Here is a 25,881-nt window from a genome sequence, read left to right on the forward strand (position 1 = left end):
CTGGAGTGCGGCGAGGAACCCTCGCAGCTGTGGCCGTGGCCGCATTTGGGGCACCTGTAGCCCCCGTCCCACTTTAGCCAGGCCAGATGCGACAGGCAGCTGTCCGTGTCCGGGAATTTCTCCATAAAGTCGAAAAGGGACATGCTCTTGAATCTTTGCTCCATGTTCTTGATGTTTGTTTCCTCGAATTTACTACTTCTATCGTTATTGATTAAGTACCTAAGTCAAAAGGTTCATTACGGCTCCTTCCGTTTTCAACCTTCCAATTAGATCTGTTGCATCATTATTTACCAATATTTGCGCATACATACCCGTAGTCATGTCCAATTCCCCTAAGTGCCTATAAGAATGCCCTCCCCCGCAGGAGGTTGTGATATCATTTATATTTTGAGAAATACTTCTGGATCCTATTCCTTCATTGGCATTAATTTTATCTGGATTCACTATTAAGTAACATGATTTATAAGGGATATTACAGGGCATTTTAAAATGTCCTATGGCGCCTGGTTCTCCTTTTATGATGAAATTTTGATTTTGGTGGATCATAAGGAATTTTTCTTCATCATCTAATTTATGATGTTGATAACCTTCAACATTGTAACCAAAATAGATTGGCCCACGAGATATAAATTCTAATGTAAAATAAAGCCCCTTTTTTAAATTAAAATTATAAACCCACACCGATAATCCTGGAAAAACTTCATAAAGGCTTATATATCCTTTGCCCAATGAATTGTTGAATGAAAGTTTTGCGGCTCCAACAGACTCGCTTGTTTTAGTTTTGAAATACGTAGCAAATCGCCTTAACATTTCCAAGGGGCTATTTTCCCTGAGTACCATCATGGCCAATTGTTTTTATATTTAGATACATGATGTGAGTGTATCCCATTCACCAGAATCTCCTCATAAGGATATACGTTAGAATTAAAGACGACCTATAGTAATAATGTTAAAATTAACAATTAATAATAAATTTTAAAAAGTCGCAACTTCCTTTTTTTAACACACAATACAATTTTAATTATCTAAATATTAACCGATTACTAATCCAATAAACAATCGGAGGTGCTCTTTTTTCTTACATTAGTGGTCTTAAAAAGGAATTTACTATCGCATGCCCATTACTTTAATTGGGAAAAAAAGCATTGTGCACCTGCGAAAAAGTGAATAAATACCTTCCTTCAACATTTCGAAGAATGTTTGTTGTTAAAGAACTGCCAATGGCATGGATTGCTGAATTTTCGCCATGTTCCGCAATGGCATCCCACGGACTGTCGTTGTAGCGACTCAAGGACGTTCTTCCTATGCTTTAGGTAAAATAATATTTCGAAGATAGCATAGTAAAGATTTAGCAATAAAAAACTGGATGTACTATGGGTAATTCTGTACCGGATAAGCTTTTAAACACGTGAACAATAATGATGTCCGATGTCCTCATAATCTGGAAAATTCAGGGAAGGAATTTTAGGAATTCGATTGAATAGCAAAATACCTTGAAGCATCTGCTATGCAAATCCAAGTAACATGCTACCAGAATTTCGTGGATATGAGTCTTCTCCATGTTGGAGGGAGCGCGTAAAAGATGATTTTTAATTTTTCTTAGATATTACCATTATTGTAATGATTTGGTATGCGCTAAAATAGGAATCCGTATGATCAAAAATCAATCCGGTTGTTCGGGTAACGAGTGGGCAGGTTTAGTAATATTCTAAATCAGGCTTCCGCTGGGAAATATTTACGAACAGGTTATTTTTTTGTCATATAGAGTTGAATTCCTTTTATAAATTACGTTATTTTCACGACCTAGATAAAGGCATCAATTTGCTGAATCAAATCCTTAAGCATGAAAGCCTGTAGTTCTAACATTCCTGTAAAATTAAGGTTTCTAGTAGCCGAGAGAAAAATATAGCGTAGATTTAAAGAGGTTAATCAAAATAGCAAACAATGAATTCGGAATTCAAACCCGCTATGCCCAAATTCCTTCTTGGAGGTGGTGAAATGGGTCGGATAATTAATGACAAGGATTGGTCTTGTCACCCGTTGGGCGCTATTGAGCATTGGCCCTTGGCTCTCAAATTATCAATCAGCAGTATGCTAAAAACGGCCTTTCCAAAGTTCCTTTTATGGGGTGTGGATTTCTATTGTTTTTATAACGATGCCTATCGTCCGAGCCTGGGAGTCGAAGGCAAGCATCCCACCATACTAGGTCAAAAATTCGACATGGCTTGGCCAGAACTAAGCAATACCATGAAGTTAGAGGTTGATAGGGTATGGAGTACTGGAAAAGCTACATGGCATGAGAACCAATTAGTCCCTATTTATCGAAATGGAAAATTGGAAGATGTATATTGGACGTTCAGCTATAGTGCGCTTTTGGGAGAGGATATGGAAATTGCCGGGATACTCATAACGTGTATTGAAACAACGGAATCAATTAAAAATCTTAAAAAGCTAGAGGAAAGCGAAGACCAACTAAAATTTGCCATTGATGCGGCTGAACTCGGGACTTGGGATTACAATCCCCTAACGGATAAGTTTTTCGGAAATGACCGATTAAAAGAGTGGTTTGGAATTCGAAAAGAGGAAGAGGTTGCCTTACCGATTGCCATTGAAGCCATCGTTCCAGAGGACCAAAAGAGGGTAAAACTGGCCATAGAAAAGGCCTTATCCGGAGTGAACCTTGGTAAATATGATATAACATACTGCATAAAAAATAAATTGACGGGGGAAAGAAAAAATGTCCGTGCATTGGGCAGGGCATGGTTCAAGGACGACCGAGAAGTATATCGATTTAATGGAACTCTACAAGATATTACCGAACAAGTTCGGTCAACTGAAGAATTACGTATAGCAAATGAGGCCATTCGAGCCGAACGAACACGTTTTAAAAATATAATCGAGAATGCACCTGTGGGGATTGCCCTCTTCAATGGACAAAGTCCAGTTATGCAAATGGCAAACCAGGCCCTATTTGAAATTTTGGACAGAAAGTCCGATCAAATTATTGGAAAGGAACTCTTTAAAGCCTTGCCCGAGGTACAGGAACAGGTTGCCCCTTTGTTCAAAGAGTTGAACAGGAAAAAGAAAGCTGTGAAAGGTACGGAGTTTATGGTACCCATGCATCGTAAAGGTAAGGTTCAGGATGCATATTTTGATTTCATCTTGCACCCTCTATCTAACCAGGGCAGCTCTGAAATTGAGATTATGTTAGTAGCCAATGAGGTTACCGATTATGTAGTGGCGCGAAACGTATTGTCGGAGAATGAGAATCAATTTCGAAATCTGGTCATGCAATCCCCTATCGCAATGGCCATTTTTAGGGGTGAAGAATTACGCATTGAAATGGCTAACAATCGAATCTTGAACCATTTTTGGCAGCGAAAATGGGAGGATGTCGAGGGCAAGAGGTTAGTGGATGTATTTCCTGAACTTAAAGATCAAAAATATATTGGCGTATTGGAGGAAGTACTCAACTCCGGAAAACCTGCTCGTGAAAAAGATTCAAAAGCCATTGTTATTACCAATGATGAGCATCATGAATTCTATGTAGATTATGACTATTTACCATTAAGGGAATTGGATGGATCTGTATCCGGTATTATTATTACCGTAATCGATGTTACGGATAAATATATGGCCAAACAAAAGCTGTTTAACTTTTCAAGAGAACTTGAGAATCAGGTAAATGAACGGACATACTTATTACAAAAGGCGAATTTGGAACTAGAACAATCCGTAAAAAAATTAGAGATTGCCAATGAAGAATTGGAATCTTTCGCTTTTGTTTCCAGCCATGATTTGCAGGAACCTTTACGTAAAATTCAAATGTACATTTCCCTAATTACGGAAGGTGACTGGACTAATGGAAAAATGCCCTCAAATATTAGAAAATACTTTGATAAAATCTCAGTGGCCGCAACGCGTATGCGCAGTTTAATCGATGATTTACTATCGTTTTCCCGAACGGACGTCCAGAAAAGTGAGGTATGCCCAACAGATTTGAATAAAATCGTCCGCGAGGTGCTTGAAGATTTATCCGAAAGGATAGAGCTATCCGGAGCATCCGTATCATATGAAGGCTTACCGGTCATTCAGGCGGTGCCCTTTCAGATGCGTCAAGTCTTCGACAATCTACTGAATAACTCCCTTAAATTTATCAAGCCGGAAACCATACCCGAGATTAGAATTTCTACCGAATTGGCCACAAACAAAGAAATCAAAAAGCTTGGCCTTGCAATGGGATTTACATATCATAAGATCAAGGTCATGGACAACGGTATTGGTTTGCCCAAGGGAATGGAAGATAAGATATTCAAGGTATTTCACAGGCTCCATAGTAAAACTGAATATGAGGGTACTGGTATCGGACTCGCTATAGTAAAGAAATTGGTAAAGAATCATCAGGGAGCAATTTATGCCCAAAGCCAGCAAAATTGTGGAACTACTTTTGCTTTGGTTCTACCTGAAAATCTAAATTTAAAAGATTTTCGGATGACAAACGCAAGGTTTCTTGATTCATAGGATGCGGAGAAATTATGATTAAAGGGAAGAGATTCAACATCCATGAAAATGAGAAACCCATTAAGAAGTCGTATTAAAGGGACAGCACATTTTACCGGAAATTTTAGGGATGCAAATCTGACTAATACAATTCCGGTGGTTTACCCCGGAATTATTCCAGCGCATAGCTACAGAGGTAATCGAATAGCTAGTACAATTTGAAACCTGCTATATTTCATTCCACTCATCTCAGCCCTTTTTAAGGTTTTTATTTTTGTATTAAAAATTATCTACCTGTCGGGAACGCACTATTATGTTTTCCAAATAGGCTAAACCGGGAATTCATTCCTTCCTGTGTTCAGGTTATTTGATAGGATATGAAAGGAACACTTTTATGTCGAGTTTAGACCTCCACTTATTTATTATAGGTCATCCAATAGTGTTGTCTATTTAGAAAAGAAAATAATCTGTGAACACATATTGATGGACTTGATATATGTACCACCTTTCCCCCTGTATTTCGAAAAAGCAAGTTGAAATCAGTATCTCATGTGACAATCCCAGCTTTTAACTATTTGTGATCCGTGCCACTTAAGAAAAATTTAATGTTCCTCTAGGAACAAAACTAAGGTTTTTTGGGTTACCTGCGCCAGCGACCCAATACCGGGGGGGTTCAGTCCCAGTTCCCTACATACCTATGCGGCGTTGCCCCTGGCATAGCTCAGTTCGACGGCCTTTTGCTTGAACTCCGTTGTGTACTCTCTTTTTGGATTTGACATGTTTTCAAAGTTAATTCAAACAGGCAACATACTCTTTTCTCAATGTCCAGTCAAATGTAGTAAGTCCAAAGCCCTATATAATTTAGTGTGTGGACATTTTTTTGGGACATATAAAATGTACCTTGGAATTAAGCGATAGATTAATTAAATAATTTTAAAAACAAAAAATATCGTTTTAAATACCTGATAATCAAAATATAAATCAATTAAAAAAGAAAGAAAAAACATGTTTATAAATAGTTTATAAACCGGAAATAAAAAAAGCCCCCACATTTGTGAAGGCTTCATTATACTAGTGGGCCCTACTGGATTCGAACCAGTGACCCCCTGCTTGTAAGGCAGGTGCTCTGAACCAGCTGAGCTAAGAGCCCTAAAAGGAGTGCAAATATAGAATAGTTTTATTTACTCCAAAAGAAAAAAATAAAAAATTTAAAGAACTTCTGCCACCACAAAAGTACTACCTCCCACAAAAATAAAATCGGATTTTGTAGCAGCTTGTTTTGCAGCAGTATAAGCTTTTGAAACGGTATCAAAAACAGTCCCATTTAAATTGTAATCTTCGGCCATTTCCTTTAATAAATTGGCAGGGAGACCACGGGAAATATTCGGTTGGCAAAAATAATAGACGGCATTGACGGGAAACATGGGGAGTATCGATTTTAAATCCTTTTCCTTTACAAAACCCAAGACTATATGAAGGGTATCATATGTCTCTTCCAATAACTGGTCCAATACCAACTGTAAGCCTTCTTTATTATGTGCCGTATCACAAATAATCTTTGGACTTTTGCCTAATTGCTGCCAGCGACCCATCAGGCCCGTATTTTCGATAACCCGTTTTAATCCGTTTACAATATTTTCTTCTTGAACGGTAAAATTTGGTAACGCAGCAATGACAGCCAAAACACCTTTGATGTTTTTAGATTGATATTTTCCTTTTAACGATGTATGGTACGTTTCGGGCATATCCTGATTCGCAAATATCAATTTGGCATTCCTTTCCTTAGCTACTTGCCTAAATACGGGTGCGGTTTCATCGTGATATTCACTGACCACTACAGGAACATTTGCCTTGATGATTCCTGCTTTCTCAAATGCGATTTTAGGAAGGGTATCACCCAGCATATCCATATGGTCAAAGCCGATATTTGTTATCAAGGAAACTTCTGGGGTGATGATATTTGTAGAGTCCAATCTTCCTCCCAGTCCTACTTCTACCACGGCAATATCCACCTGTTGTTCTGAAAAATACCGAAAGGCCATACCAACAGTCATCTCAAAAAAGGATAGGTGTCGGTTATCAAAAAAATCCCTGTTATCGGAAATAAATTTTGTTACGAAACCTTTGGTGACCGGTTTTCCATTGATCCTAATACGTTCCCTGAAGTCCTTAAGATGGGGAGATGTGTAAAGTCCCACGTTATATCCTGCCTCCTGAAGAATGGATGCCAGCATATGGCTACTGGACCCTTTGCCATTGGTTCCAGCTACATGGATACTTTTAAAATTCTTATGTGGATTACCCAGATATTCCGAAAATTCGAGAATACCGTCCAATTTATTGTTGAATGCAATCTTACCTTTTTGCTGATACATTGGGAGTTGAGCGAACATCCAATCCAAGGTTTCCTGATAGATCACTCCCCCAATTTGAAATTTACGACTACAAAGCCAATTTGTTGACTTGGGGCATTGGAATCAACGTTCCACTTGTGCATAAAGGCCGTTTTTCTTGCAGGTTCCAAAAGACACTGGGCCGTATTTGTGGTGCCCTTGACTCCGGGTTCCGCACTGATCACTTTCCCGCTCCTATCAACAACGATTTTTACCACTACACGTCCGGATTCATTACATTCTTGAGGCACTTTCCCTTTATTGACCAAAGACCTTCCATTTAATCCATAACCCCCAGTCCCACTACCCGAACCTGGGCTACCATAGTAACTAGTAGCATAAGGATCGCCGTCTGGGCTACCCTTATCTCCTGCTCTCTTATCATCTCCCTCACTACCGGAAGCTGTGCCGTCCGACTTGTTTAAGCCACCCATAAGCTCATCCAATTTTTTCTTTTTGGCTTCTTGCTCCTGTAGGGCTTGTTCCTCTGCTTCCCTCTTCTGTTGTGCTATCCGTTCAGCTTCGGCCTTTGCCTTTTGCTCAGCTTCCTGTGCTTTTCTTTTTTGCTCGGCTGCCGCGGCATCCGCCTTTCTTTTTGTTTCTTGGGCTTGCTTAATCCTGATGGATTCTTCGTCCTCTTGAGTTAGAACCTTTTCAGAAGGGGCTTCCTTAACTTCTTCCTGTACTTTTTCCACGACTTCTTCTACAGCTTCCGAAACTTCTTGCTTGGTAGGCTCCACCGGAGGCGTATCCAAGGGCTCTGATCTTATACGTTCCTTGGGTTGAACCTGTCCACTACCAAAATCCGTAGTACCAAAATTAACTGAAATTCCATTTTCTATTGGAGGGTCCATATATGTTAATCCAATGTAGAAAAGCACCAACAACAATATACTCAAAAGCAGTGTTGTTAGTGTAAGGGATTTTTTCTTGTGTCTCGTGTCTAAAAATGCCATTAGTTGGGCCGCACCGCCAAAATGACCTTGTAGTTATTCCTATTGGCGATGTCCATAACGTTTACCGCCTCCTTTATGGCGACGCTCTCTTCCGCCCTCAGAATAATCGTAGGCTTTTCTTGGCCTTCCAGTGCCTTTTTTAATTCAATTTCAATGTATTCTCCGTTTATTCTCTGATTGTTCACAAAATACTGTAAGTTCTTATCGATACTTACGGATACATTTTGCGTATTCGTGGATTTTCCCTTTGCCTTTGGTAATAATAAATCCAAAGCATTGGGAGAATTGGCCGTTAGCATGAAGAAAATCAACAACAGAAATACGATATCTGTCATGGACGACATGCTAAAGTCTGGACTAACTTTATTCCTTCCTTTTAATTTCATATTGAAATATTAAAGTGGTTCGTTCAATAAATCCAGAAACTCTACGGCATTTGCTTCCATTTTATGGACCACCTTATCTGTTCTGTTCACCAAATGGTTGTAACCCATGTAGGCGATAATACCCACGATCAAACCTGCAACGGTAGTTGTCATGGCCGTATATATTCCAGAGGCCAAAGAGCCCATTTCTGCCTGTCCTCCACTACTGGCCATTTCATGGAATGCCAAAATCATACCAATTACGGTTCCCAAGAAACCAATCATGGGTGCCGCCCCGGCAACGGTAGCAAGAACGCTCACGTTTTTTTCCAGTTTATAAACTTCCAGGGTCCCCGCATTTTCAATCGCGGTGTTGATATCGTCCAATGGTTTTCCAATCCTGGAAATACCTTTTTCGGTCAATCTGGCAACGGGGGAATCCGTCTGGGCACATAGAATTTTGGCCGCTTCCAATTTACCGGAAGTTACATGATCCCGAATCTGGTTCATGAAATTCTTGTCGATCTTAGAAGCCGCATTTACTGCCAATAGTCTCTCAAAATAGATATAAAGGGCAACTCCCAACATCAAAAAGAGAACGGTAATAATAATAACACTGCCCGTACCTCCATTAAAAACAAGATCCATGACGGAAAGTGTTTTTTCTTCGGATAGTATTTCACCAGTGGTTGGATCTTGAGGCAAATCTTGTGATAATAACATAGTATTCTTATAATTCATAATTTGCCATTATAACGGTAATTTCCAGATTAAATTATGCGTTGAGGATAAAATCCCTGATTAAAATAAAAGCTCCTGCACCCGCTACAAATCCCAAGAAAGCCAACCATGTAATTTTCTTGAGATACCAGAAGAAATCTATTTTTTCCATTCCCATGGCCACAACGCCAGCTGCAGAACCAATAATCAGCATACTACCACCAGTTCCTGCAGAGTAGGCGATAAAATGCCATAAGGGGTTGTCCATAGTTTCACCAAACATACCCATACTGGCCGCAACCAAGGGAACGTTATCTATCACGGCAGACCCTACACCAAATAACATGACAACAATATCCGTATTGGGAATGGCCGCGTTTAAGCTTTCCGCATAATGGAACAAAAGCCCTAAGGACTCCAGTGCCGCCACGGCCAATAAGATTCCCAAGAAAAATAGAATACTTGGTAATTCTATTTTGGACAAAGAATGATGCACTGGACTATGGTGGCCTTCGCTATCATGCCCCTCTCCTCCGACGGATGAAATACTGAATTTTTTGTTACTATAAATTTCAGCAAATGTCGCTACGATAGCAAGGGACAGCATCATACCCACATAAGGAGGTAAGTGCGTAACCGTTTTAAAGAAAGGCACAAAAATAATAGCGCCTAGACCTAGATATAACATAATAGAACCATATTTTGATTTGGGAACCTCCGTTTCAAAATCCCCATCAATTTTACCCTTAAAGGCCTTGTATGTACCCGCAATAAGGACTGGCACTACCATACAAACAATAGAGGGTACCAGAACATGTTCTATTAGCTGCGCAGCGGAAACCTTATTGGCAATCCATAACATGGTCGTGGTTACATCCCCTATGGGAGACCAAGCACCGCCTGCATTTGCGGCAATAATTATCATACCTGCAAACCAGAGCCTGGTATTACGATCGTTTACTACCTTTTGTAATATGGTAATCAACACAATAGTGGCCGTTAGGTTGTCGATTATTGCGGATAGAATAAAGGCAAGAATGGAAAACAACCACAACAACTTTCTTTTGCTCCTTGTCCTTATGTATCCTTTAATAGTAGCAAAACCATCAAAATAATCTATTATCTCCACAATGGTCATAGCCCCTAAAAGAAAGACCAGGATCTCAGCGGTCTTACCTAGGTGATGGAGCAATATTTCATCCAAATGTGTGGGCTCAAGTTCCCTTAATTCAGCATTTACTTCAAAAACGGGCATATGGTTGAGTGCAATAATGGCCCACAAAATGGCCATCATGGCCAGAGCTGGAATTAACTTGTCGATTTTTAAATTATGCTCCAGGGTAATGGCAAGATAACCCGCTAAAAAAACAATAATAATAATGGTTTCCATTCGATGTTGGTTTTAAGTTTCCTCTAATGTGAGGTATCAAATTTAAGACTGAATTATAACTTTTGAAATTCCCTAAAGATATCCAAAATTGTCAATCCTACCATATTTTCAAATAGAATATCATAAAGGGGTTTGAAAGTCAAACTTTTACGTGTAGATTTTTTAACAAAAAAAATTGACAAGCCTTGAACCATTGGTCTTTTCACCAAAAGCAAAGACAATGATTTGGTTAATGTGATAAGAAATTAATTGGTATAGGCTTATATTTGTTTATATACCTTATTAAAAAAGTACCATGGATTTTAAACTTACTGAAGAACAAGAACTGATCAAACAGGCAGCCCGGGATTTCGCTCAAAACGAATTGCTTAGTGGGGTAATTGAAAGGGATGAGCAACAGAAGTTCCCTGAAGAGGAAGTAAAAAAAATGGGGGAACTGGGATTTATGGGCATGATGGTGGATCCCAAATACGGAGGTAGTGGACTTGACACACTTTCCTATGTCCTGGCCATGGAAGAACTTTCAAAAGTGGACGCATCCTCCTCCGTAATCGTTTCGGTGAACAATTCATTGGTCTGCTGGGGCCTTGAGGCCTATGGAACCGAGGAACAAAAGGAAAAATATTTACCAAGGCTGGCGGCAGGTGAAATTATCGGTGCGTTTTGCCTTTCGGAACCTGAGGCGGGCAGCGATGCAACTTCACAAAAAACAACAGCGATAGATCATGGCGACCATTATCTTTTGAACGGTACAAAAAACTGGATAACCAACGGCGGGACTGCCAGTGTTTATTTGGTAATCGCCCAAACGGACAAGGAAAAAAAACATAGGGGAATCAATGCACTGATTGTTGAGAAGGACATGGAAGGTTTTGTAATCGGTCCAAAGGAAAATAAACTGGGTATTAGGGGCAGTGATACACATTCCTTAATCTTCAACGATGTAAAAGTACCTAAGGAAAATAGGATTGGCGAAGACGGATTTGGTTTCAAGTTTGCCATGAAAACCTTGGCTGGAGGAAGAATAGGAATTGCCGCACAAGCTTTGGGAATTGCCGCTGGAGCGTACGAGCTTGCGCTCAAATACTCGAAGGAAAGAAAGGCCTTTGGAACTGAAATCAGCAATCACCAGGCCATTGCCTTCAAACTGGCAGATATGCATACCCAGATACAAGCGGCACGACTTCTCGTATATCAGGCCGCGAAGGATAAAGATAACGGTGAAAATTATGATCTCTCCGGAGCCATGGCCAAATTGTATGCCTCACAGGTAGCCATGGAAACTACTGTTGAAGCTGTCCAGATACATGGTGGCAATGGATTTGTAAAAGATTATCATGTGGAGCGACTGATGCGTGATGCTAAAATCACCCAGATTTACGAAGGCACCTCCGAAATACAAAAAATCGTTATTTCAAGATCGATTTTAAACTAATCCTGTTCAAAGGCAACTTCACCCTAGATTATTTTAGGGTCTAAATTTGAAAAACGATAGCTTTCACTTGTTACCCACAACATACGCTGGGGTAAAATTGTTATATACTACCTTTTCTACAGGTATACCCCCTAAATAGTCATTGGGTTTACTCAATATTACCCTACATTTATCAATATGACAATTTCAACCATTCAAAAATTACAATTTAAAGATATTTTAACCTTTATTTAAAAACGTTGAATATTTTATTTGATTAGCCTGTAATCGTTGATTATAATTTAAATAAAATGATATTTTTGAAGAAATACGATAAATTATGAGATTGAAGAAGCAAGGACTTTATCTGCCAGAATTTGAGCATGACAATTGTGGAGCCGGTTTTATTTGTAGCCTTAAAGGAAAGAAATCCAATGACATTATCCATAAGGCACTGGAAATTCTGGAACGCCTTGAACATAGAGGGGCCGTAAGTGCGGATGGCAAAACTGGAGATGGTGCTGGTATTTTGATTGATATACCCCACAACTTCTTTAAAGAGGTATGCACGTTTGAACTGCCGGAACAAGGGGAATATGCCGTTGGAAATGTGTTCTTCCCTCAAAAGCGGAATCAAAGGGATTTCTGTATCCAAGTCTTTGAGGATACCATTAAAAAACAGGGACTTAAACTTCTAGGATGGAGGGATGCTCCAGTCAACCGTTCAGTACCTGGCAGGATTGCGGCAGAAACGGAACCTTTTGTAAAGCAAGTTTTTATAGCAAAGGAAACGAAGGAACAATCGTATTTTGAATTCAATCTAAAATTATTCATCGCCAGAAAAATTACCGAACACGCTATCATTAAGTCTAAACTTTCCGAGAGTAAATTTTTCTATGTACCCAGCTTATCCACCAAGATTATCATCTTTAAGGGGCTTTTGATGCCTATGGACATCAGTCTTTACTATTCTGATTTGATGGATTCCAGGGTCGTTACGCGATTGGCTTTGGTACACCAACGTTTCTCCACCAACACCTTCCCAACTTGGGACCTGGCACAACCCTTTAGATACATGTGCCATAATGGTGAAATTAACACACTTAGAGGTAACGTCTCAAGGATGTACTCAAGACAGGAACTTTTAAAGAGCGATATGTTCGGGGACGAAATCAAAAACATTCTTCCCATTGTGCTTCCCGGAAAATCGGACTCCGCCACCATGGATATGGTCGTGGAGCTATTGCTAATGACAGGACGCTCGCTACCAGAGGTCATGATGATCCTTGTTCCAGAAGCTTGGGAAAAGAATACGGAAATGTCCGAAGCAAAAAAGGCCTTCTACGAATATCATTCCTGTATGATGGAACCATGGGACGGTCCTGCATCCATTCCTTTTACCGATGGAAACTATATTGGGGCATTATTGGACAGGAACGGACTTAGACCTTCCAGGTATTCCGTCACCAAGGATGATTATGTGGTAATGTCATCCGAAACGGGCGTTGTTGAAATTGCCCCTGAAAATGTTGAATTCCATGGACGCCTGGAACCTGGAAAAATGTTTTTGGTGAACATGGAGGAAGGGCGTATTGTCAACGACGAGGAAATCAAGGAAGAAATAGCCAAAAAACATCCGTATAAAAAATGGTTGGATAAAAATCTGGTCCACTTAAAGGATATACCTTATAATGACTGCCCGCTTTTCTTGGGGGAAGCCTCTTTGGAAAAAAGAAAATCGGTTTTTGGATATACCTTGGAAGATATCAATACTATCATTCTTCCTATGGGCAAAACAGGGAAGGAGCCCATTGGATCTATGGGATCTGACACCCCCATCGCCGTTTTGTCCGAAAGGCCACAACTCATCTATAATTATTTCCAGCAGCTATTCGCCCAGGTAACCAACCCGCCATTGGACGGCATCCGGGAGGAATTGATTACCGATATAAGCCTGACACTGGGTAGCGACCACAATATATTCGAGTTTTCAGAACTACATTGTAGAAAACTGAAAATTCAAAATCCGGTAATTTCCAAGGAGGATCTGGACAAGATCAAGAATTATGATGCTAGTCCGGACTATAAGGTGGTTTCCATCCCTATGTTATACCCCGTGGAAAAGGGACATAATGGCTTGGAAGATGCCCTACAGTCCATTTTGGTACAAGCATCAAAATCGGCTGATGAGGGAGCGAACATAATTATATTGTCCGATAGAAACGTCAACAAGGAGAATGCCCCCATACCCGCATTGTTGGCCTGTTCCTTTGTAAACAGTGGGCTTCAAAAATTGGGCAAGCGTTCAAAACTCAGTATTATTATAGAATCTGCAGAACCTAGGGAAGTGCACCATTTTGCCCTGTTGTTCGGATTTGGAGCCAGTGCCATCAACCCATACTTGGTGAACGAAATCATTGGGGAACAAATCGAGGACCAGGATATTCAGGACTTTACCTTTGATGAGGCCATTAAAAACTATAATAAGGCCATTGGTAAAGGGATTCTAAAGGTCATGAACAAAATAGGAATCTCTACCTTGAACTCCTATCGCGGTTCCCAATTGTTCGAATGTATCGGTATCAATACAAAAGTTGTTGAAAAATACTTTCCCAACACGCCTACAAGAATTCAGGGAATTGGACTTTACCAGATAGAGAAAGAAGTGGCGAAGCGTCATCATAGGGCATTTTCCACCAAGGAAGTTGACGCCAATTTGGACCTTGAGATCGGCGGGGAATACAGATGGAGAAGAAATGGGGAAAAACATATGTTCAATCCGGTGAGCATAGCAAAGCTTCAAAAATCCGTAAGAAACAACGAACCTGAGACCTACAAGGAGTTTTCCCAAATGGTCAATGAACAGGCCAAAAATCTTATGACGATTAGAGGGCTTTTCGAGTTTTCCAACTTTGACCCTATTCCATTGGACGAGGTTGAACCATGGACGGAAATTGTAAAAAGGTTTAAGACGGGGGCCATGTCCTACGGTTCCATAAGCAAGGAAGCCCATGAGAACTTGGCCATTGCCATGAACAGGATTGGGGGTAAAAGCAATTCTGGGGAGGGCGGCGAAGATGAGGAGCGTTTTTACAGAAATGCAACCGGAGATTGGCGAAACAGTGCTATTAAACAGGTCGCTTCGGGCCGATTTGGAGTAACATCGAATTACCTTACCAATGCAAAGGAAATCCAAATTAAAATGGCCCAAGGAGCCAAACCGGGCGAAGGTGGACAATTACCTGGTCCAAAGGTCAATCCGGCCATTGCCAAAACACGGAATTCCACCCCCTACGTGGGTTTGATTTCGCCCCCACCGCACCACGATATCTATTCCATTGAGGACTTGTCGCAATTGATATATGATTTAAAATCGGCCAATAGAAAGGCCAGAATCAATGTAAAATTGGTATCCGAAGTGGGCGTAGGTACGGTGGCCGCCGGTGTAGCCAAAGCAAAAGCCGATGTAATTTTAGTTTCTGGATTTGATGGTGGTACTGGGGCTTCCCCCCTAACCTCACTAAAACATGCCGGTTTACCTTGGGAATTAGGCATTGCCGAAGCACAACAGACCTTAGTGCTAAATGATCTAAGAAACAGAATCGTATTGGAATGTGATGGCCAGCTCAAAACAGGAAGGGACGTAGCCATTGCCTGCTTACTGGGTGCTGAGGAATTTGGATTTGCTACGGCGCCTTTGGTAGCATCGGGCTGTATCATGATGCGTGTGTGCCACTTGAATACATGCCCTGTGGGCATTGCAACCCAAAATCCCGAGTTACGTAAAAAGTTTGAGGGAAAACCTGAGCATGTTGTCAACTATATGTACTTCATTGCACAGGAATTAAGGGAAATTATGGCACAGCTTGGGTTCAGGACCATTAACGAAATGGTGGGGCAAGTGCAGAAGCTGGATCGAAAAAAGGCCATAGACCATTACAAAGCAAATGGAATAGACTTGACACCAATTTTGCATCAAGTAGATGTCCCAAAGGGAACTAAGTTTTATAATACGGAAAAACAACATCACGATGTATTCGATTCTATTGAATTTGATATCATCGAAAAGGCAAATCCGTCCTTATTCCGAAAAGAAAAGTTGACCTTGGATTATCCAATTAGCAATACGGACAGAGCCGTAGGAGCCATTATCAGCAATGAAATTTCTAAGACCTACGGTGCAGAGGGACTGCCAATAAATACCCTAAAACTTAACTTTACGGGGTCTGCAGGACAAAGCTTTGGCGCCTTTGCTACAAGGGGATTGACCATGATAGTCAATGGAAACACCAACGATTACTTAGGTAAAGGACTTTCAGGAGCCAAATTGGTGGTTAGGGTCCCTGAAGGTTCCACCATAGTGCCAGAAGATAATGTAATCACCGGTAACGTAACACTTTACGGTGCCACAGCGGGTAGGGCTTATATCAACGGTAAGGCCGGGGAGCGTTTCTGTGTGAGGAACTCTGGAGCAAAGGCAGTTGTTGAAGGAATAGGAGACCATGGTTGTGAATACATGACCGGGGGCGTTGCCGTTATTTTAGGTGAAGTTGGAAGAAACTTTGGCGCCGGTATGAGCGGTGGAATAGCCTACGTGTTGGATGAAAAGAAAACTTTTAGGAACAGATGCAGTGTTGAGGGACTGAATCTTTTGAAAGTGGAAGAAGATCAAGACATCAAACAGTTGAAGGACTTGATTACGAGCCATTACAATGCTACCTTGAGTCCACTGGCCCAACGTATATTGGAGCGATGGGAGGAGTATTTGCCAAAATTTATTAAAGTATTTCCAGAGGAATACAGACAGGCCTTAATACGATTGGAAAAAGAAAATTTACAAACTATATAAAATCGAGAAATGGGGAAGATAACAGGATTTTTGGAATTCGATAGAAAGGTAGAATCCTATGCTCCCGTGGAGGAGCGAATAAAAAACTATAGGGAGTTTACACTTCCTATGGAAGAAAAGGATATAAAAGATCAAGGGGCCCGGTGCATGGATTGCGGAATCCCGTTTTGTCACAGTGGTTGCCCTCTTGGAAATTTAATTCCTGATTTTAACGATGCGGTGTACCGAGGTAAATGGGAAAAAGCCAGTGAAATATTGCACTCCACCAATAATTTTCCAGAGTTTACAGGTAGATTGTGCCCAGCCCCTTGCGAGGAGGCCTGCGTATTGGGAATAAACGAAGACCCGGTATCCATTGAGAATATTGAAAAAAATATAGTGGAGACTGCATTCCAAAAAGGTTGGATCAAGGCAAAACCACCAGTAGTAAGAACAGGTAAAAAAGTGGCCGTAATAGGCTCAGGACCTGCAGGATTGGCTGCCGCACAACAATTGAACAGGGCCGGTCACGAGGTTACCGTGTATGAAAGGGATGAAAAACCCGGAGGCCTACTACGCTATGGAATTCCAGATTTTAAGATGGAAAAGCATATTATCGACCGTAGGCTCGAAGTACTTAAGGAAGAAGGAATTAAATTCCATTGTGGTGTACATATTGGAAAAGATATCAAAGCAGATAGCCTTCTAGATGATTTTGATGCTTTAGTGTTAACTGGTGGGGCCACCGTTAGAAGAAATCTTCCCATTGAAGGTGCAGACCTTAAAGGCGTGGTTCAGGCCATGGATTTCTTGGGCCAGAATAATAGGCGTGTCGATGGATTCAAAGAATTGGGAGAAGAAATTTTGGCTACGGACAAGGATGTAATCGTTATTGGCGGTGGGGACACGGGTTCCGACTGTATTGGCACCTCTTTTAGGCATGGTGCCAAATCGGTTTCCAATTTCGAGATCATGCCTATGGCAACCACTGAAAGACCTAAGGACCAACCTTGGCCGTTTTGGCCGATGCGATTAAGAACGAGCTCTTCGCACAAAGAAGGGGCTGAGCGATTTTTTAGTATTTCCACGAAGAAATTCATTGGAGATGACAAAGGTAACCTTACAGGCCTGATAACCGCCGAAGTAGAATGGGTCACAGTACCAGGACAAAGGCCTCGATTGAAGGAAGTTGAAGGCACTGAAAAGGAATGGAAATGTGATTTGGCTTTATTGGCTCTTGGTTTTACTGGTTCAGAAAATACCGTTGCGGAGCAACTAGGTCTTGAAATGGATAACAGAACCAATATAAAAGCCTCAGAAATCGATTATAAAACAAATGTACAGGGAGTTTTTGTTGCCGGTGACCAGCGAAGGGGACAATCCTTGATTGTTTGGGCCATTTCAGAAGGCAGGCAGGCAGCTTACCATGTGGACAAATACCTTATGGGAGAATCCGCATTGCCATTAAAAGGTGATGGAGATTTACCAAGGGTCTAATAATAAATTAGGTTAAAAGTAAACTACTACCTCGGGGCAAGCCCACGAGGCATTCGCAGGAAACAAATTTTTAATTTCTAGGCAAGCCTCGGAGTATTAAACCCTTTGGCGGTGCCAATAAAAGAAGCCGTCCCGTTTTGTAAATGGGACGGTTTCTTTTTATGATATTTGGCGTAATTATTGATATGTTTTACAATACATGTAGGATAAAATTGAGATACTATTTTAATAGATACTTATGTCAAAATATACACTATTGATACTACTTCTTTTATCCACTTCATGTATCCCAATACGGATAGCTCCATCTATAAAAAACTATTCCATTACCAAAGGAAAAAAGTTCAAAAAACAACTTCCAAAGCGGCAAATGTTCATTTTTGAGGACCCTAAATCCGCCAATGAATTTTACAATTACATTAATACGAAATATTCCTTGAATGATTTTGATGTTTGGCTTGATGTCCCTTTTGTGGTTGATGGCAAAGAATTTCTATTTTCATTTTATGAAGTAGAGATACCAACAAAAACTGTCAACCTAGTACCATTGGCAATTGACGGGGTCTTGCATAGTGCCGAAATTGACCCAGTTATGGATACGTTATATGAAACAAGGAAAGGGAACTGGTATATAGGAATCGAAGTTTACGATGCCAATGATAAGGATTGCCTAGTGGAAGATTTTGAATATAGGAAGGATATTATTGAATATCTCGCATTGTTGAAAAATGAATATTTAGCAACACACAATTACAATGAAGTGCTATTTAAGAGGTAAAGCTTCTGTATAACCTTTTATCATATATTTTTCCAATTCCGGTTTATTATTCGATTCGAGAACCGTAAAACGAATGATTTTCCTATTTCATAAAAAACAATGTTCAATCCTTGGTTGTCCTACTTCCCCACCAATCGGGATTTGGCTCATAATCTGGTGATAACATCAAAAGACGTTGGGCCTCCAAATCGGGCCATTTTTCTTCGATGATCATGCGTTGTCTTTGTGCCGATAATAAAGAATCGAATTTGGGATCAGGTTCTGGTACGTTTGCACCAACTTCGTCCAACCATTGAAGTAATTTACCTCTTAGTCTATTGGCAGTTTCCGGTTTTTGTCCTACCAAGTTTTTTTGTTCCCCGATGTCTATAGAAACATCATAAAGCTCATCGGAATCGTCTTCCCAGTAATGAATAAGTTTCCAATTGCCTTCCCTTATAATGGAGGAAGGATTACCACCCTGATTCCCGTAATGTGGATAGTGCCAATACAAAGGACGTTGTTTTTCCAACTTTTCCCCTTCCAAAATAGGTTTAAGGCTAACACCATCCACATGCTGTTCCGGTAACAGGCCAATACCTGCCAAGTCCAATAGGGTCGGATAAAAATCGGTTCCGGCAACAGGGTAATCACTGGTACTTTCACCGTTGTTCAACCAAGGTACTTTGATAAAATAGGGCTCCCGTATACCACCTTCCCATTGATATCCCTTTCCGCCTCGCAGTGGTAGGTTCGAAGTTGAGAAAGAATCCCCAGAAACCACTCCTCCATTATCCGACGTAAACACCACTATAGTATTCTCTTCAATACCTGCTTCCTTCAGTGACTTCAATACAATACCCACTGCATCATCCATAGATTCAACCAACCCAGCATACACCGGGTTATCATGCACAGTTCTAAAGGGCAATAAACGTTCCATTTGATAACCGCTCTCCGCTAAACCCAATGAATCTGCTTTATTCCGAAAATAATTCCATTTTTCTTGTGAGGTTTGTATTGGTCCATGTACTGCATAAAAGGATAGAAAAGCAAAAAAAGTGCTATCCTTATTTTTTTTTATGAAGTCCGATGTTTCTTTGGCCAAACGCATAGAAAGATTTTCTCCCTCGGTTATATTAGGCAAATTAGGATTTTCCCATGGGGAAAAATATCCACCCATGGGACTTCCCTTGTCCCACCCTCCAACATTAAAATCGAAACCATGGTCTTCAGGATACGAACCTTCGCCTCCCAAATGCCATTTGCCCGCAAAAAAAGTTTTGTATCCTGCCTTCTTAAATGCTTCGGCCAGCGTTACATCCTCATTTGATAATTCTTGCTTATACTCTGAAGGTAGTAATTTGTCATAGCGATTATAATTACGCCATTCGACGCCTGAAGGAGCGCCAATCCAATCGGTTATACCGTGTCTGGCCGTAAACTTTCCGGTCATAATACTTGCCCTGGAAGGACTGCACACCCTACTGGCCGCGTAGCCTTGTTTAAAAACCATTCCCTCATTTGCTATTCCGTCCACATTTGGCGTTTCATAGAAAGAGCTTCCCGTACTACTTAAATCGTGTAATCCCAAATCATCCACTAGTATAAATAGGATATTTGGCATCTCCCTAATATTCTTTCCAGAATGATGAGAATCTTTACATGCAGTCAATTTGATACACATTAGTAACAAAACAGCCTTTTTAAATAAATCTGACATAATTCAAGTTTTTCACATTTGCGAATACTATTGTAAATATCGTTAAATAGTACTTTTGAAGCGAGGAGATTACATATTACCTTTTTAAGGTATTCTGCGATTTCAAGCTAAATAAAGGAAATCAAACCTATATTTAGTACAACCCTCTTATTAAGGAGGCACATATAAATTTTAAAATCTAGAATTTGAATCTTTCTGAGAGTTATATGGTTTTCTCCCTACAAAAGGGCATGGTTTTATTCAAGAAACACCATCCCTTTACTAGACCAATGATATCCCTTATTTAATTGGTAGATCAATTTGAACTTGAGTTCCGGTACCCTTATTTGTTAATTCATTCAAATCCATTATACTTATAATCCCATGCCCTTTAAATTTTTTCGAGAAATGTTCAAGTCTTTCCCTAGAAAGTGTTATACCTAGAGACTTATTTTTATGGATTTTTCGCTCTTTAATCTGTTTAGATTTATGTAACCCAATACCATTATCAATTATATTTATACGAATAGTTGACCTACCAAGTTTAGATAACTCAATTGAAAGTAGCTTATCCTTTCGTTTTAAGGACAACCCATGCCATATTGCATTTTCAATAAAAGGTTGAAGTAAGAGTGATGGGATTTTAATAGAATTTAATGCTATTCCCTTTTGACAATCTACTCTAAAATCAATTGTATTGTTAAATCGAATATTCTCAATATTCATATAAAGCTCCATGGTTTCAAGTTCATCGGTCAAAGAGGATTCCTTTTCCATAGTGGATGCTAAAATCCTGCGGATGAGTTTGGCAAACTTATTCATATAATAGACGGCTTTCTCTTTATCATTATCAATGATATACCTCTTAATCGAGTTCAGGGAGTTGAAGATAAAGTGTGGGTTCATTTGGCTTCTTAATGCCAGCAGTTTTAGTTCGGCCAATTCTTTATCATATTGATTCTGAAAGCCTTTCAATCGTTCTGCTTCTGCTTTGATTTCCATGGCCTTTACATTTTCCTTCAGCTGATTCTGCACCTTTATTTGTAGTTTTTCATTTTCCTTGAGCTGGGTAATCAGCATTTGTTGTGACCTATTCCTTTCATCTAGAATTAGTTTTTGCTTGTGACCCAATCCCAAAGAAAACAGAGTGTTTTCAAGTAAAAAGCCAACGTACAATATGCTATATGATGGTTCAATAGGAAGGTTTTGTTCTATTTGTTCAAAGTAAATCATAAGCGAAACCACAGAAAAAGAGAACAAGAAAAAAGAGCCCAATATAATGTAATATTTCAATGGACTTCGCACTTTAAAAAAGGGAATATAGGAGAAAATCCCCAACACACTCATCAATATGGTAAATACAAAATAACCGTTCATTAGCAACTTGTCACTCCTATTGAAAAGATGTACGACAATAATAACAAGGCAATAAATCATGATAAGCTTTAAAGCTCTAGTTATGTACTTGCTCCACTTTGGATAGTGCGTCTCAATATTCAGAAATTTGATCGCAAAAAGCACATAAATGACATAATATATTTCTGTTGAAACTATGGGAAACAAAGCAATATCTTTAATTGGAGCAATTAAGTGGAAAATAAACCCTTCCTCCAAATGTCTGAGCTGTGATAGAATTACAAAAAAAGTATAGCCGCTGTATAGTAAGTAAATTTTATCCTTTTGCTGAAAGAACAATACAAAATGATAGATAGTGAGCAAAAAAAGTGCTCCAATGGTAAAAATTAGAAAACCGTTCTGAAATGGATATTTATAAAAATATTCTAAGTAACCTTGTTCCAATGTAGCATTATCCGTTTAATATCTTAAGTAGTTCACTTTTTTTAGCCCTAGAAACAGGAACATTGGTCCCATCTTCCAGAATTAGGTATTGTCCATCCTGATTTACAAATTCTTTAATGGAACTCAGTTTGGTCAAATAGGAATTATGCACTCTGAAAAAGGTCGACCCCAACATTTTTTCGAAATCCTTGATGCGTTTGCTCAACACCTCCTTTTTTCCATTGCCAAAAAAGACTTCAGTATAATTGCCGTCCGCTTTACAATAGATAATTTCCGATGGGTCTACATATAATGTTTTACCTGCCATGGGCAAGGCCAATTTTTTTGATTTCTGATGGGCCCACTCACTAAAAACACTTTTAAGCTCCGCACCCAACAAATTCTGTCCCTTGTTCTCCCTAATTCTGTTGACCGCTTCTTTAAGGTCATCGGAATCAATCGGTTTTAATAGATAATCAATTGCATGCTGTCGAAAGGCCTTAATCGCATAATTATCATATGCAGTAGTAATAATAATATCAAAACTTCTATACTTAAGGGTATTCAACAACTAAAAACCGTCCATTTCTGGCATTTCAATATCCAAAAACACGCAGTCTGGTTTTAAATAATTGATTGCAGAGATGGCTTCTATGGGATCAGTGAAAGTATCAATTACTTTCACATCATCACAAAACCTTTCTATTTCCCAAGCCAAATTTTTTATTGCATTGTATTCGTCGTCAACTATAATGGCCTTGATCATTTTTCACTTCTTAAGTCTTTTAAAGATAATCAATTACGGTTCATGACAGTCTGCCATCACATACTTGGTACGCTTGAGCACATTATTGGAAAGCTTATGAAGATTCATGGTAGATTGAACCGAAATAGAATGAAAATACTAATTACAACACATTGTATATCAAATATATATGACTTTACAGCAATTAAACATTTGAAACTTCAATTATCAGCAACATTTATAGCTTTGAGAGTGTTCCTCCAAATAAAAATAATTTCTATGACAGCTTTGCAAGCATATTTAATGCCTGAGTAAAGCAGTATAAAACAAGTTTTAAAATAAAATCAATCTATTCTTTCTTATGAGAACCATAATCACCTTTTCAGTTTTACTGTTGACTCTTTTTTCTTGCAAACAAAAAGAAAAAGAATCAAAATCCAAACAAACCCAAATAAGCAAGGTATCGTCTGAGGAAATAGGAGAGGTCCAGATTGTTACCCAAGGTATGGAGTTTTTTGTGGCCGACACCCTATACTCGGGATGGAACAAGTTGACCTACAAAAACGATTCTCCTGAAGTCCATTTTATTTTAATGGATTTATATCCTGAAGGAAAAAATGCCCAGAATACAAAAGAAGAGGTTTTACCACCTTTTGAAGAAGGCATGAAACGTATCATGGATGGTGATATGAACAATGCCATATTGGCTTTTGGCAAGTTACCTGAATGGTTTCAAAAAGTAAGGTACATGGGTGGTACGGGGCTTATTTCCCCTGAAAATACGGCAAAAAGCACCGTCTATCTTGAACCTGGCCTCTATATTATGGAATGCTATGTGAAAATGATGGACGGATCTTGGCATACCAGTCATGGTATGTACAAGCAAATTATTGTAACCGAAAACAAAACAGTTTTACGCCCTCCAAAAGCAACTGCCCATGTCAACATATCGAGCACAAAAGGTATCGTACTGAAGGATAGTGTTTCTTCTGGAAAGCAAATCTTTCAAGTGCAATTTGAGGACCAGACCGTATATGAACACTTTTTGGGACACGATATCAATCTGGTTCGCTATGACGATTCTGTCGAATTACCCAATTTATTGCAGTGGTTGAACTGGATGAACCCTACGGGATTAAGAAGTCCAGCTCCAAAAGGATATACTTTTTTGGGAGGCATGAACAACCTAACAGGTGGTGCCACCGGGTATTTCGAGGCAGACCTTACCCCGGGCAATTATGTTCTCGTTTCTGAAGTTCCCGCAGCTGATGACAAGAAATTATTTTACAAATTTTCAATAACCAATTAAAATCATTCTATATGAAAACAATTGTTAAAACACTATTCGTATTATCCTTTGCAATGGCGTGTACTACCGAGGATACCCCTGATATCCCAAATGAGCAACAGAATACCGAAAATCCAAAAAATGAAAATCCCAAGACTGAAACAACCACCAATAATGTTGAAGCCTTGCAAGGAGACTGGTTTAGGGTGGGTGGCAATAATCCAACAAATAACGGAATGCTTGTAAGAGTGATTGATGAACAAGGAGTCATAATCCTAGCACAAGACTCAGGTTTTGACAAAGATGACATCAAGTGGAAGGATATCCTATCCAGGGATGAAGAGAATTATGATTATTCTGAATTGGGTAGTGACTACAACTACTATAATGCTCAAATGGAAATTGGAACCGACGATACGCTTCGTATTTCGGTTGCAGCAGCTGGAGCTGGCAACATTCAAAAATGGGTACGCGATTTTGCAGAATTCAATGATTGTATGCCATATGAACCTATGAATGATGAGAATACGATTAACGAATTCTGGGATGCCATAAATGAAACAGATTTATATACAGGTCTTTTACCTGCGGTAACCAGTCCTGGTGGTGGATACTATACAGTTGTCCTTACCAATGACAGTGGCGCTGTACCAGGCCTAAAAGTTACATCATCTGACGATACCTCGGGTGCTATCGCCAATAGTACGGCGGCGGCTACGAGTGACGAAAATACCAGAACAACTAGTTTTTTGGTCTATCCAGAGGTAAGTTATGATATCGCAGCCCATTACTCATCCCATGTACCCGCAGGCACCAGCCCTACTCCCTATGAAATTATTTGGAGCTATACAGATATAGTAGATTGTTATGAGCCTAACGACGAATTTTCAGAAGCAAAAGCAATTCCCAAGAACGAGATTATAGAAGCATATGCGCTAACAGGTCATATTAATAATTCGGTAACCTATGGTGAACCACAGAGCTATGATTATTATTCTATACAACTAAGAAAACCAGCAAAAATAAAGGTTGAGCTACTTGAAGTACCTTCTAGTGTAAACTTGAATGTAAAAGTTTTTACTACAGATGGGCAACAACTAATAACAGATTATGAAGAGGTTTCGGGAGTGGTTTCAGAAGATGGTGCTATTTACAACACCCAAACAAGCTCCATACTTGAAGAAGGTAAATATATTATTAGAGTTACCATAGGTGGTAGTAGACCTACTGTTGTGAATGATGATCAAGATATTCCCGATCATTGGAATTCACCTTATACTTTCAAGGTCACAACAGCAGATTAAAATTAAAATTATCTTTAAAAACAAAAAAAAAGTCCCTTACATTTCTGTAAGGGACTTTCAAGGAAGGCGGCTACCTACTCTCCCACTTGGTATAGCAGTACCATCGGCGCAAACGGTCTTAACTTCCCTGTTCGGAATGGTAAGGGGTGTGCCCCGTCGCCATGGCCACCTAGATCTTCTATATTTTAATGCCCTATGGGCGCAGCGTAAGCTGTGCACGCCAGGAGCATGACATAAATAATG

17 protein-coding genes, 1 tRNA gene and 1 rRNA gene are annotated in these 25,881 nt (G+C 39.7%); 7 read left to right on the plus strand and 12 right to left on the minus strand.

The annotated features are described in order from the left end of the window. Positions 1-219: 219 nt before the first annotated feature. Entirely contained in the window at positions 220-840 is a 621-nt protein-coding gene (locus BFP75_RS11955) for a hypothetical protein (RefSeq protein WP_123803437.1), read from the minus strand. Between the two features lie 1,104 nt (positions 841-1,944). Between BFP75_RS11955 and BFP75_RS11960 the strand changes: the two genes are divergently transcribed. Beyond that, positions 1,945-4,521, plus strand: a complete 2,577-nt coding sequence (locus BFP75_RS11960) for a PAS domain-containing protein (RefSeq protein WP_099545621.1) — start codon at positions 1,945-1,947, stop codon at positions 4,519-4,521. A 1,054-nt stretch (positions 4,522-5,575) separates the two neighbouring features. Here the strand turns inward: BFP75_RS11960 and BFP75_RS11965 are convergent. From BFP75_RS11965 to nhaD, 6 genes are all read right to left on the minus strand, one after another. Next, a tRNA-Val gene (locus tag BFP75_RS11965) sits at positions 5,576-5,650 on the minus strand. Positions 5,651-5,708: 58 nt separating this feature from the next. Then, positions 5,709-6,920, minus strand: a complete 1,212-nt coding sequence (locus BFP75_RS11970; RefSeq protein WP_099545622.1) for a bifunctional folylpolyglutamate synthase/dihydrofolate synthase — start codon at positions 6,918-6,920, stop codon at positions 5,709-5,711. Then, complete coding sequence (locus tag BFP75_RS11975; protein WP_099545623.1) at positions 6,917-7,849, minus strand: cell envelope integrity protein TolA; 933 nt, start codon at positions 7,847-7,849, stop codon at positions 6,917-6,919. Before BFP75_RS11975 ends, BFP75_RS11970 begins: the two co-directional genes overlap by 4 nt. Then, positions 7,849-8,235 (minus strand): ExbD/TolR family protein, encoded by a 387-nt coding sequence (locus BFP75_RS11980; protein ID WP_094997637.1) that lies wholly within the window; start codon positions 8,233-8,235, stop codon positions 7,849-7,851. Before BFP75_RS11980 ends, BFP75_RS11975 begins: the two co-directional genes overlap by 1 nt. A gap of 9 nt (positions 8,236-8,244) precedes the next feature. Beyond that, the gene (locus BFP75_RS11985) at positions 8,245-8,937 is read right to left on the minus strand and encodes a MotA/TolQ/ExbB proton channel family protein (RefSeq protein WP_099545635.1); all 693 of its coding nucleotides are present in this window, start codon (positions 8,935-8,937) and stop codon (positions 8,245-8,247) included. A gap of 52 nt (positions 8,938-8,989) precedes the next feature. Beyond that, positions 8,990-10,324, minus strand: coding sequence for a sodium:proton antiporter NhaD (nhaD, locus tag BFP75_RS11990; protein WP_099545624.1), 1,335 nt, complete (start codon positions 10,322-10,324; stop codon positions 8,990-8,992). A 295-nt stretch (positions 10,325-10,619) separates the two neighbouring features. Here nhaD and BFP75_RS11995 point away from each other — a divergent pair, with 295 nt between their 5' ends. The 4 genes from BFP75_RS11995 (at position 10,620) to BFP75_RS12010 (ending at position 18,841) form a co-directional block, all read left to right on the plus strand. Beyond that, positions 10,620-11,759 (plus strand): acyl-CoA dehydrogenase, encoded by a 1,140-nt coding sequence (locus tag BFP75_RS11995; RefSeq protein ID WP_099545625.1) that lies wholly within the window; start codon positions 10,620-10,622, stop codon positions 11,757-11,759. Positions 11,760-12,078: 319 nt separating this feature from the next. Further along, on the plus strand, positions 12,079-16,587 hold the full coding sequence (gene gltB, locus BFP75_RS12000) for a glutamate synthase large subunit (RefSeq protein ID WP_099545626.1): 4,509 nt from the start codon (positions 12,079-12,081) through the stop codon (positions 16,585-16,587). A gap of 9 nt (positions 16,588-16,596) precedes the next feature. Then, positions 16,597-18,063: a glutamate synthase subunit beta gene (locus tag BFP75_RS12005; RefSeq protein ID WP_099545627.1), complete on the plus strand. Its 1,467-nt coding sequence runs from the start codon at positions 16,597-16,599 to the stop codon at positions 18,061-18,063. A gap of 238 nt (positions 18,064-18,301) precedes the next feature. After that, on the plus strand, positions 18,302-18,841 hold the full coding sequence (locus BFP75_RS12010; protein ID WP_099545628.1) for a hypothetical protein: 540 nt from the start codon (positions 18,302-18,304) through the stop codon (positions 18,839-18,841). Positions 18,842-18,944: 103 nt separating this feature from the next. On the opposite strand, the gene BFP75_RS12015 is transcribed toward BFP75_RS12010, so the two are convergent. The 4 genes from BFP75_RS12015 to BFP75_RS12030 all read right to left on the minus strand — a co-directional run bounded on the left by BFP75_RS12015 (position 18,945) and on the right by BFP75_RS12030 (position 23,067). Beyond that, positions 18,945-20,543: a sulfatase gene (locus tag BFP75_RS12015; protein WP_240531773.1), complete on the minus strand. Its 1,599-nt coding sequence runs from the start codon at positions 20,541-20,543 to the stop codon at positions 18,945-18,947. Positions 20,544-20,822: 279 nt separating this feature from the next. After that, the gene (locus tag BFP75_RS12020) at positions 20,823-22,322 is read right to left on the minus strand and encodes a sensor histidine kinase (RefSeq protein ID WP_099545629.1); all 1,500 of its coding nucleotides are present in this window, start codon (positions 22,320-22,322) and stop codon (positions 20,823-20,825) included. Positions 22,323-22,329: 7 nt separating this feature from the next. Then, complete coding sequence (locus BFP75_RS12025; protein WP_099545630.1) at positions 22,330-22,872, minus strand: LytR/AlgR family response regulator transcription factor; 543 nt, start codon at positions 22,870-22,872, stop codon at positions 22,330-22,332. After that, positions 22,873-23,067, minus strand: coding sequence for a LytR/AlgR family response regulator transcription factor (locus BFP75_RS12030; RefSeq protein WP_099545631.1), 195 nt, complete (start codon positions 23,065-23,067; stop codon positions 22,873-22,875). Between the two features lie 340 nt (positions 23,068-23,407). Between BFP75_RS12030 and BFP75_RS12040 the strand changes: the two genes are divergently transcribed. Continuing rightward, positions 23,408-24,355 carry a hypothetical protein gene (locus BFP75_RS12040; RefSeq protein ID WP_099545633.1) on the plus strand — a complete coding sequence of 316 codons (948 nt, stop codon included), beginning with the start codon at positions 23,408-23,410 and terminating at the stop codon, positions 24,353-24,355. Between the two features lie 11 nt (positions 24,356-24,366). Next, positions 24,367-25,638: a hypothetical protein gene (locus BFP75_RS12045; RefSeq protein ID WP_099545634.1), complete on the plus strand. Its 1,272-nt coding sequence runs from the start codon at positions 24,367-24,369 to the stop codon at positions 25,636-25,638. Between the two features lie 61 nt (positions 25,639-25,699). On the opposite strand, the gene rrf is transcribed toward BFP75_RS12045, so the two are convergent. Continuing rightward, positions 25,700-25,811, minus strand: a 5S ribosomal RNA gene (rrf, locus tag BFP75_RS12050). Positions 25,812-25,881: the final 70 nt, after the last annotated feature.

The sequence above is a fragment of the Maribacter sp. 4G9 genome (assembly GCF_002742265.1).
GTDB lineage: Bacteria > Bacteroidota > Bacteroidia > Flavobacteriales > Flavobacteriaceae > Maribacter.

What these genes read in the sequence shown, in the direction of transcription:
- nhaD (WP_099545624.1), bottom strand. Translation starts at nt 10,324, where the DNA reads ATGGAAACCATTATTATTATTGTTTTTTTAGCGGGTTATCTTGCCATT.
- BFP75_RS12005 (WP_099545627.1), top strand. Translation starts at nt 16,597, where the DNA reads ATGGGGAAGATAACAGGATTTTTGGAATTCGATAGAAAGGTAGAATCC.
- BFP75_RS12040 (WP_099545633.1), top strand. Translation starts at nt 23,408, where the DNA reads ATGAGAACCATAATCACCTTTTCAGTTTTACTGTTGACTCTTTTTTCT.
- BFP75_RS11975 (WP_099545623.1), bottom strand. Translation starts at nt 7,849, where the DNA reads ATGGCATTTTTAGACACGAGACACAAGAAAAAATCCCTTACACTAACA.
- BFP75_RS12030 (WP_099545631.1), bottom strand. Translation starts at nt 23,067, where the DNA reads ATGATCAAGGCCATTATAGTTGACGACGAATACAATGCAATAAAAAAT.
- BFP75_RS11960 (WP_099545621.1), top strand. Translation starts at nt 1,945, where the DNA reads ATGAATTCGGAATTCAAACCCGCTATGCCCAAATTCCTTCTTGGAGGT.
- gltB (WP_099545626.1), top strand. Translation starts at nt 12,079, where the DNA reads ATGAGATTGAAGAAGCAAGGACTTTATCTGCCAGAATTTGAGCATGAC.
- BFP75_RS11985 (WP_099545635.1), bottom strand. Translation starts at nt 8,937, where the DNA reads ATGTTATTATCACAAGATTTGCCTCAAGATCCAACCACTGGTGAAATA.
- BFP75_RS11955 (WP_123803437.1), bottom strand. Translation starts at nt 840, where the DNA reads ATGGTACTCAGGGAAAATAGCCCCTTGGAAATGTTAAGGCGATTTGCT.
- BFP75_RS12015 (WP_240531773.1), bottom strand. Translation starts at nt 20,543, where the DNA reads ATGTCAGATTTATTTAAAAAGGCTGTTTTGTTACTAATGTGTATCAAA.
- BFP75_RS11995 (WP_099545625.1), top strand. Translation starts at nt 10,620, where the DNA reads ATGGATTTTAAACTTACTGAAGAACAAGAACTGATCAAACAGGCAGCC.
- BFP75_RS12045 (WP_099545634.1), top strand. Translation starts at nt 24,367, where the DNA reads ATGAAAACAATTGTTAAAACACTATTCGTATTATCCTTTGCAATGGCG.
- BFP75_RS12010 (WP_099545628.1), top strand. Translation starts at nt 18,302, where the DNA reads ATGTCAAAATATACACTATTGATACTACTTCTTTTATCCACTTCATGT.
- BFP75_RS11980 (WP_094997637.1), bottom strand. Translation starts at nt 8,235, where the DNA reads ATGAAATTAAAAGGAAGGAATAAAGTTAGTCCAGACTTTAGCATGTCG.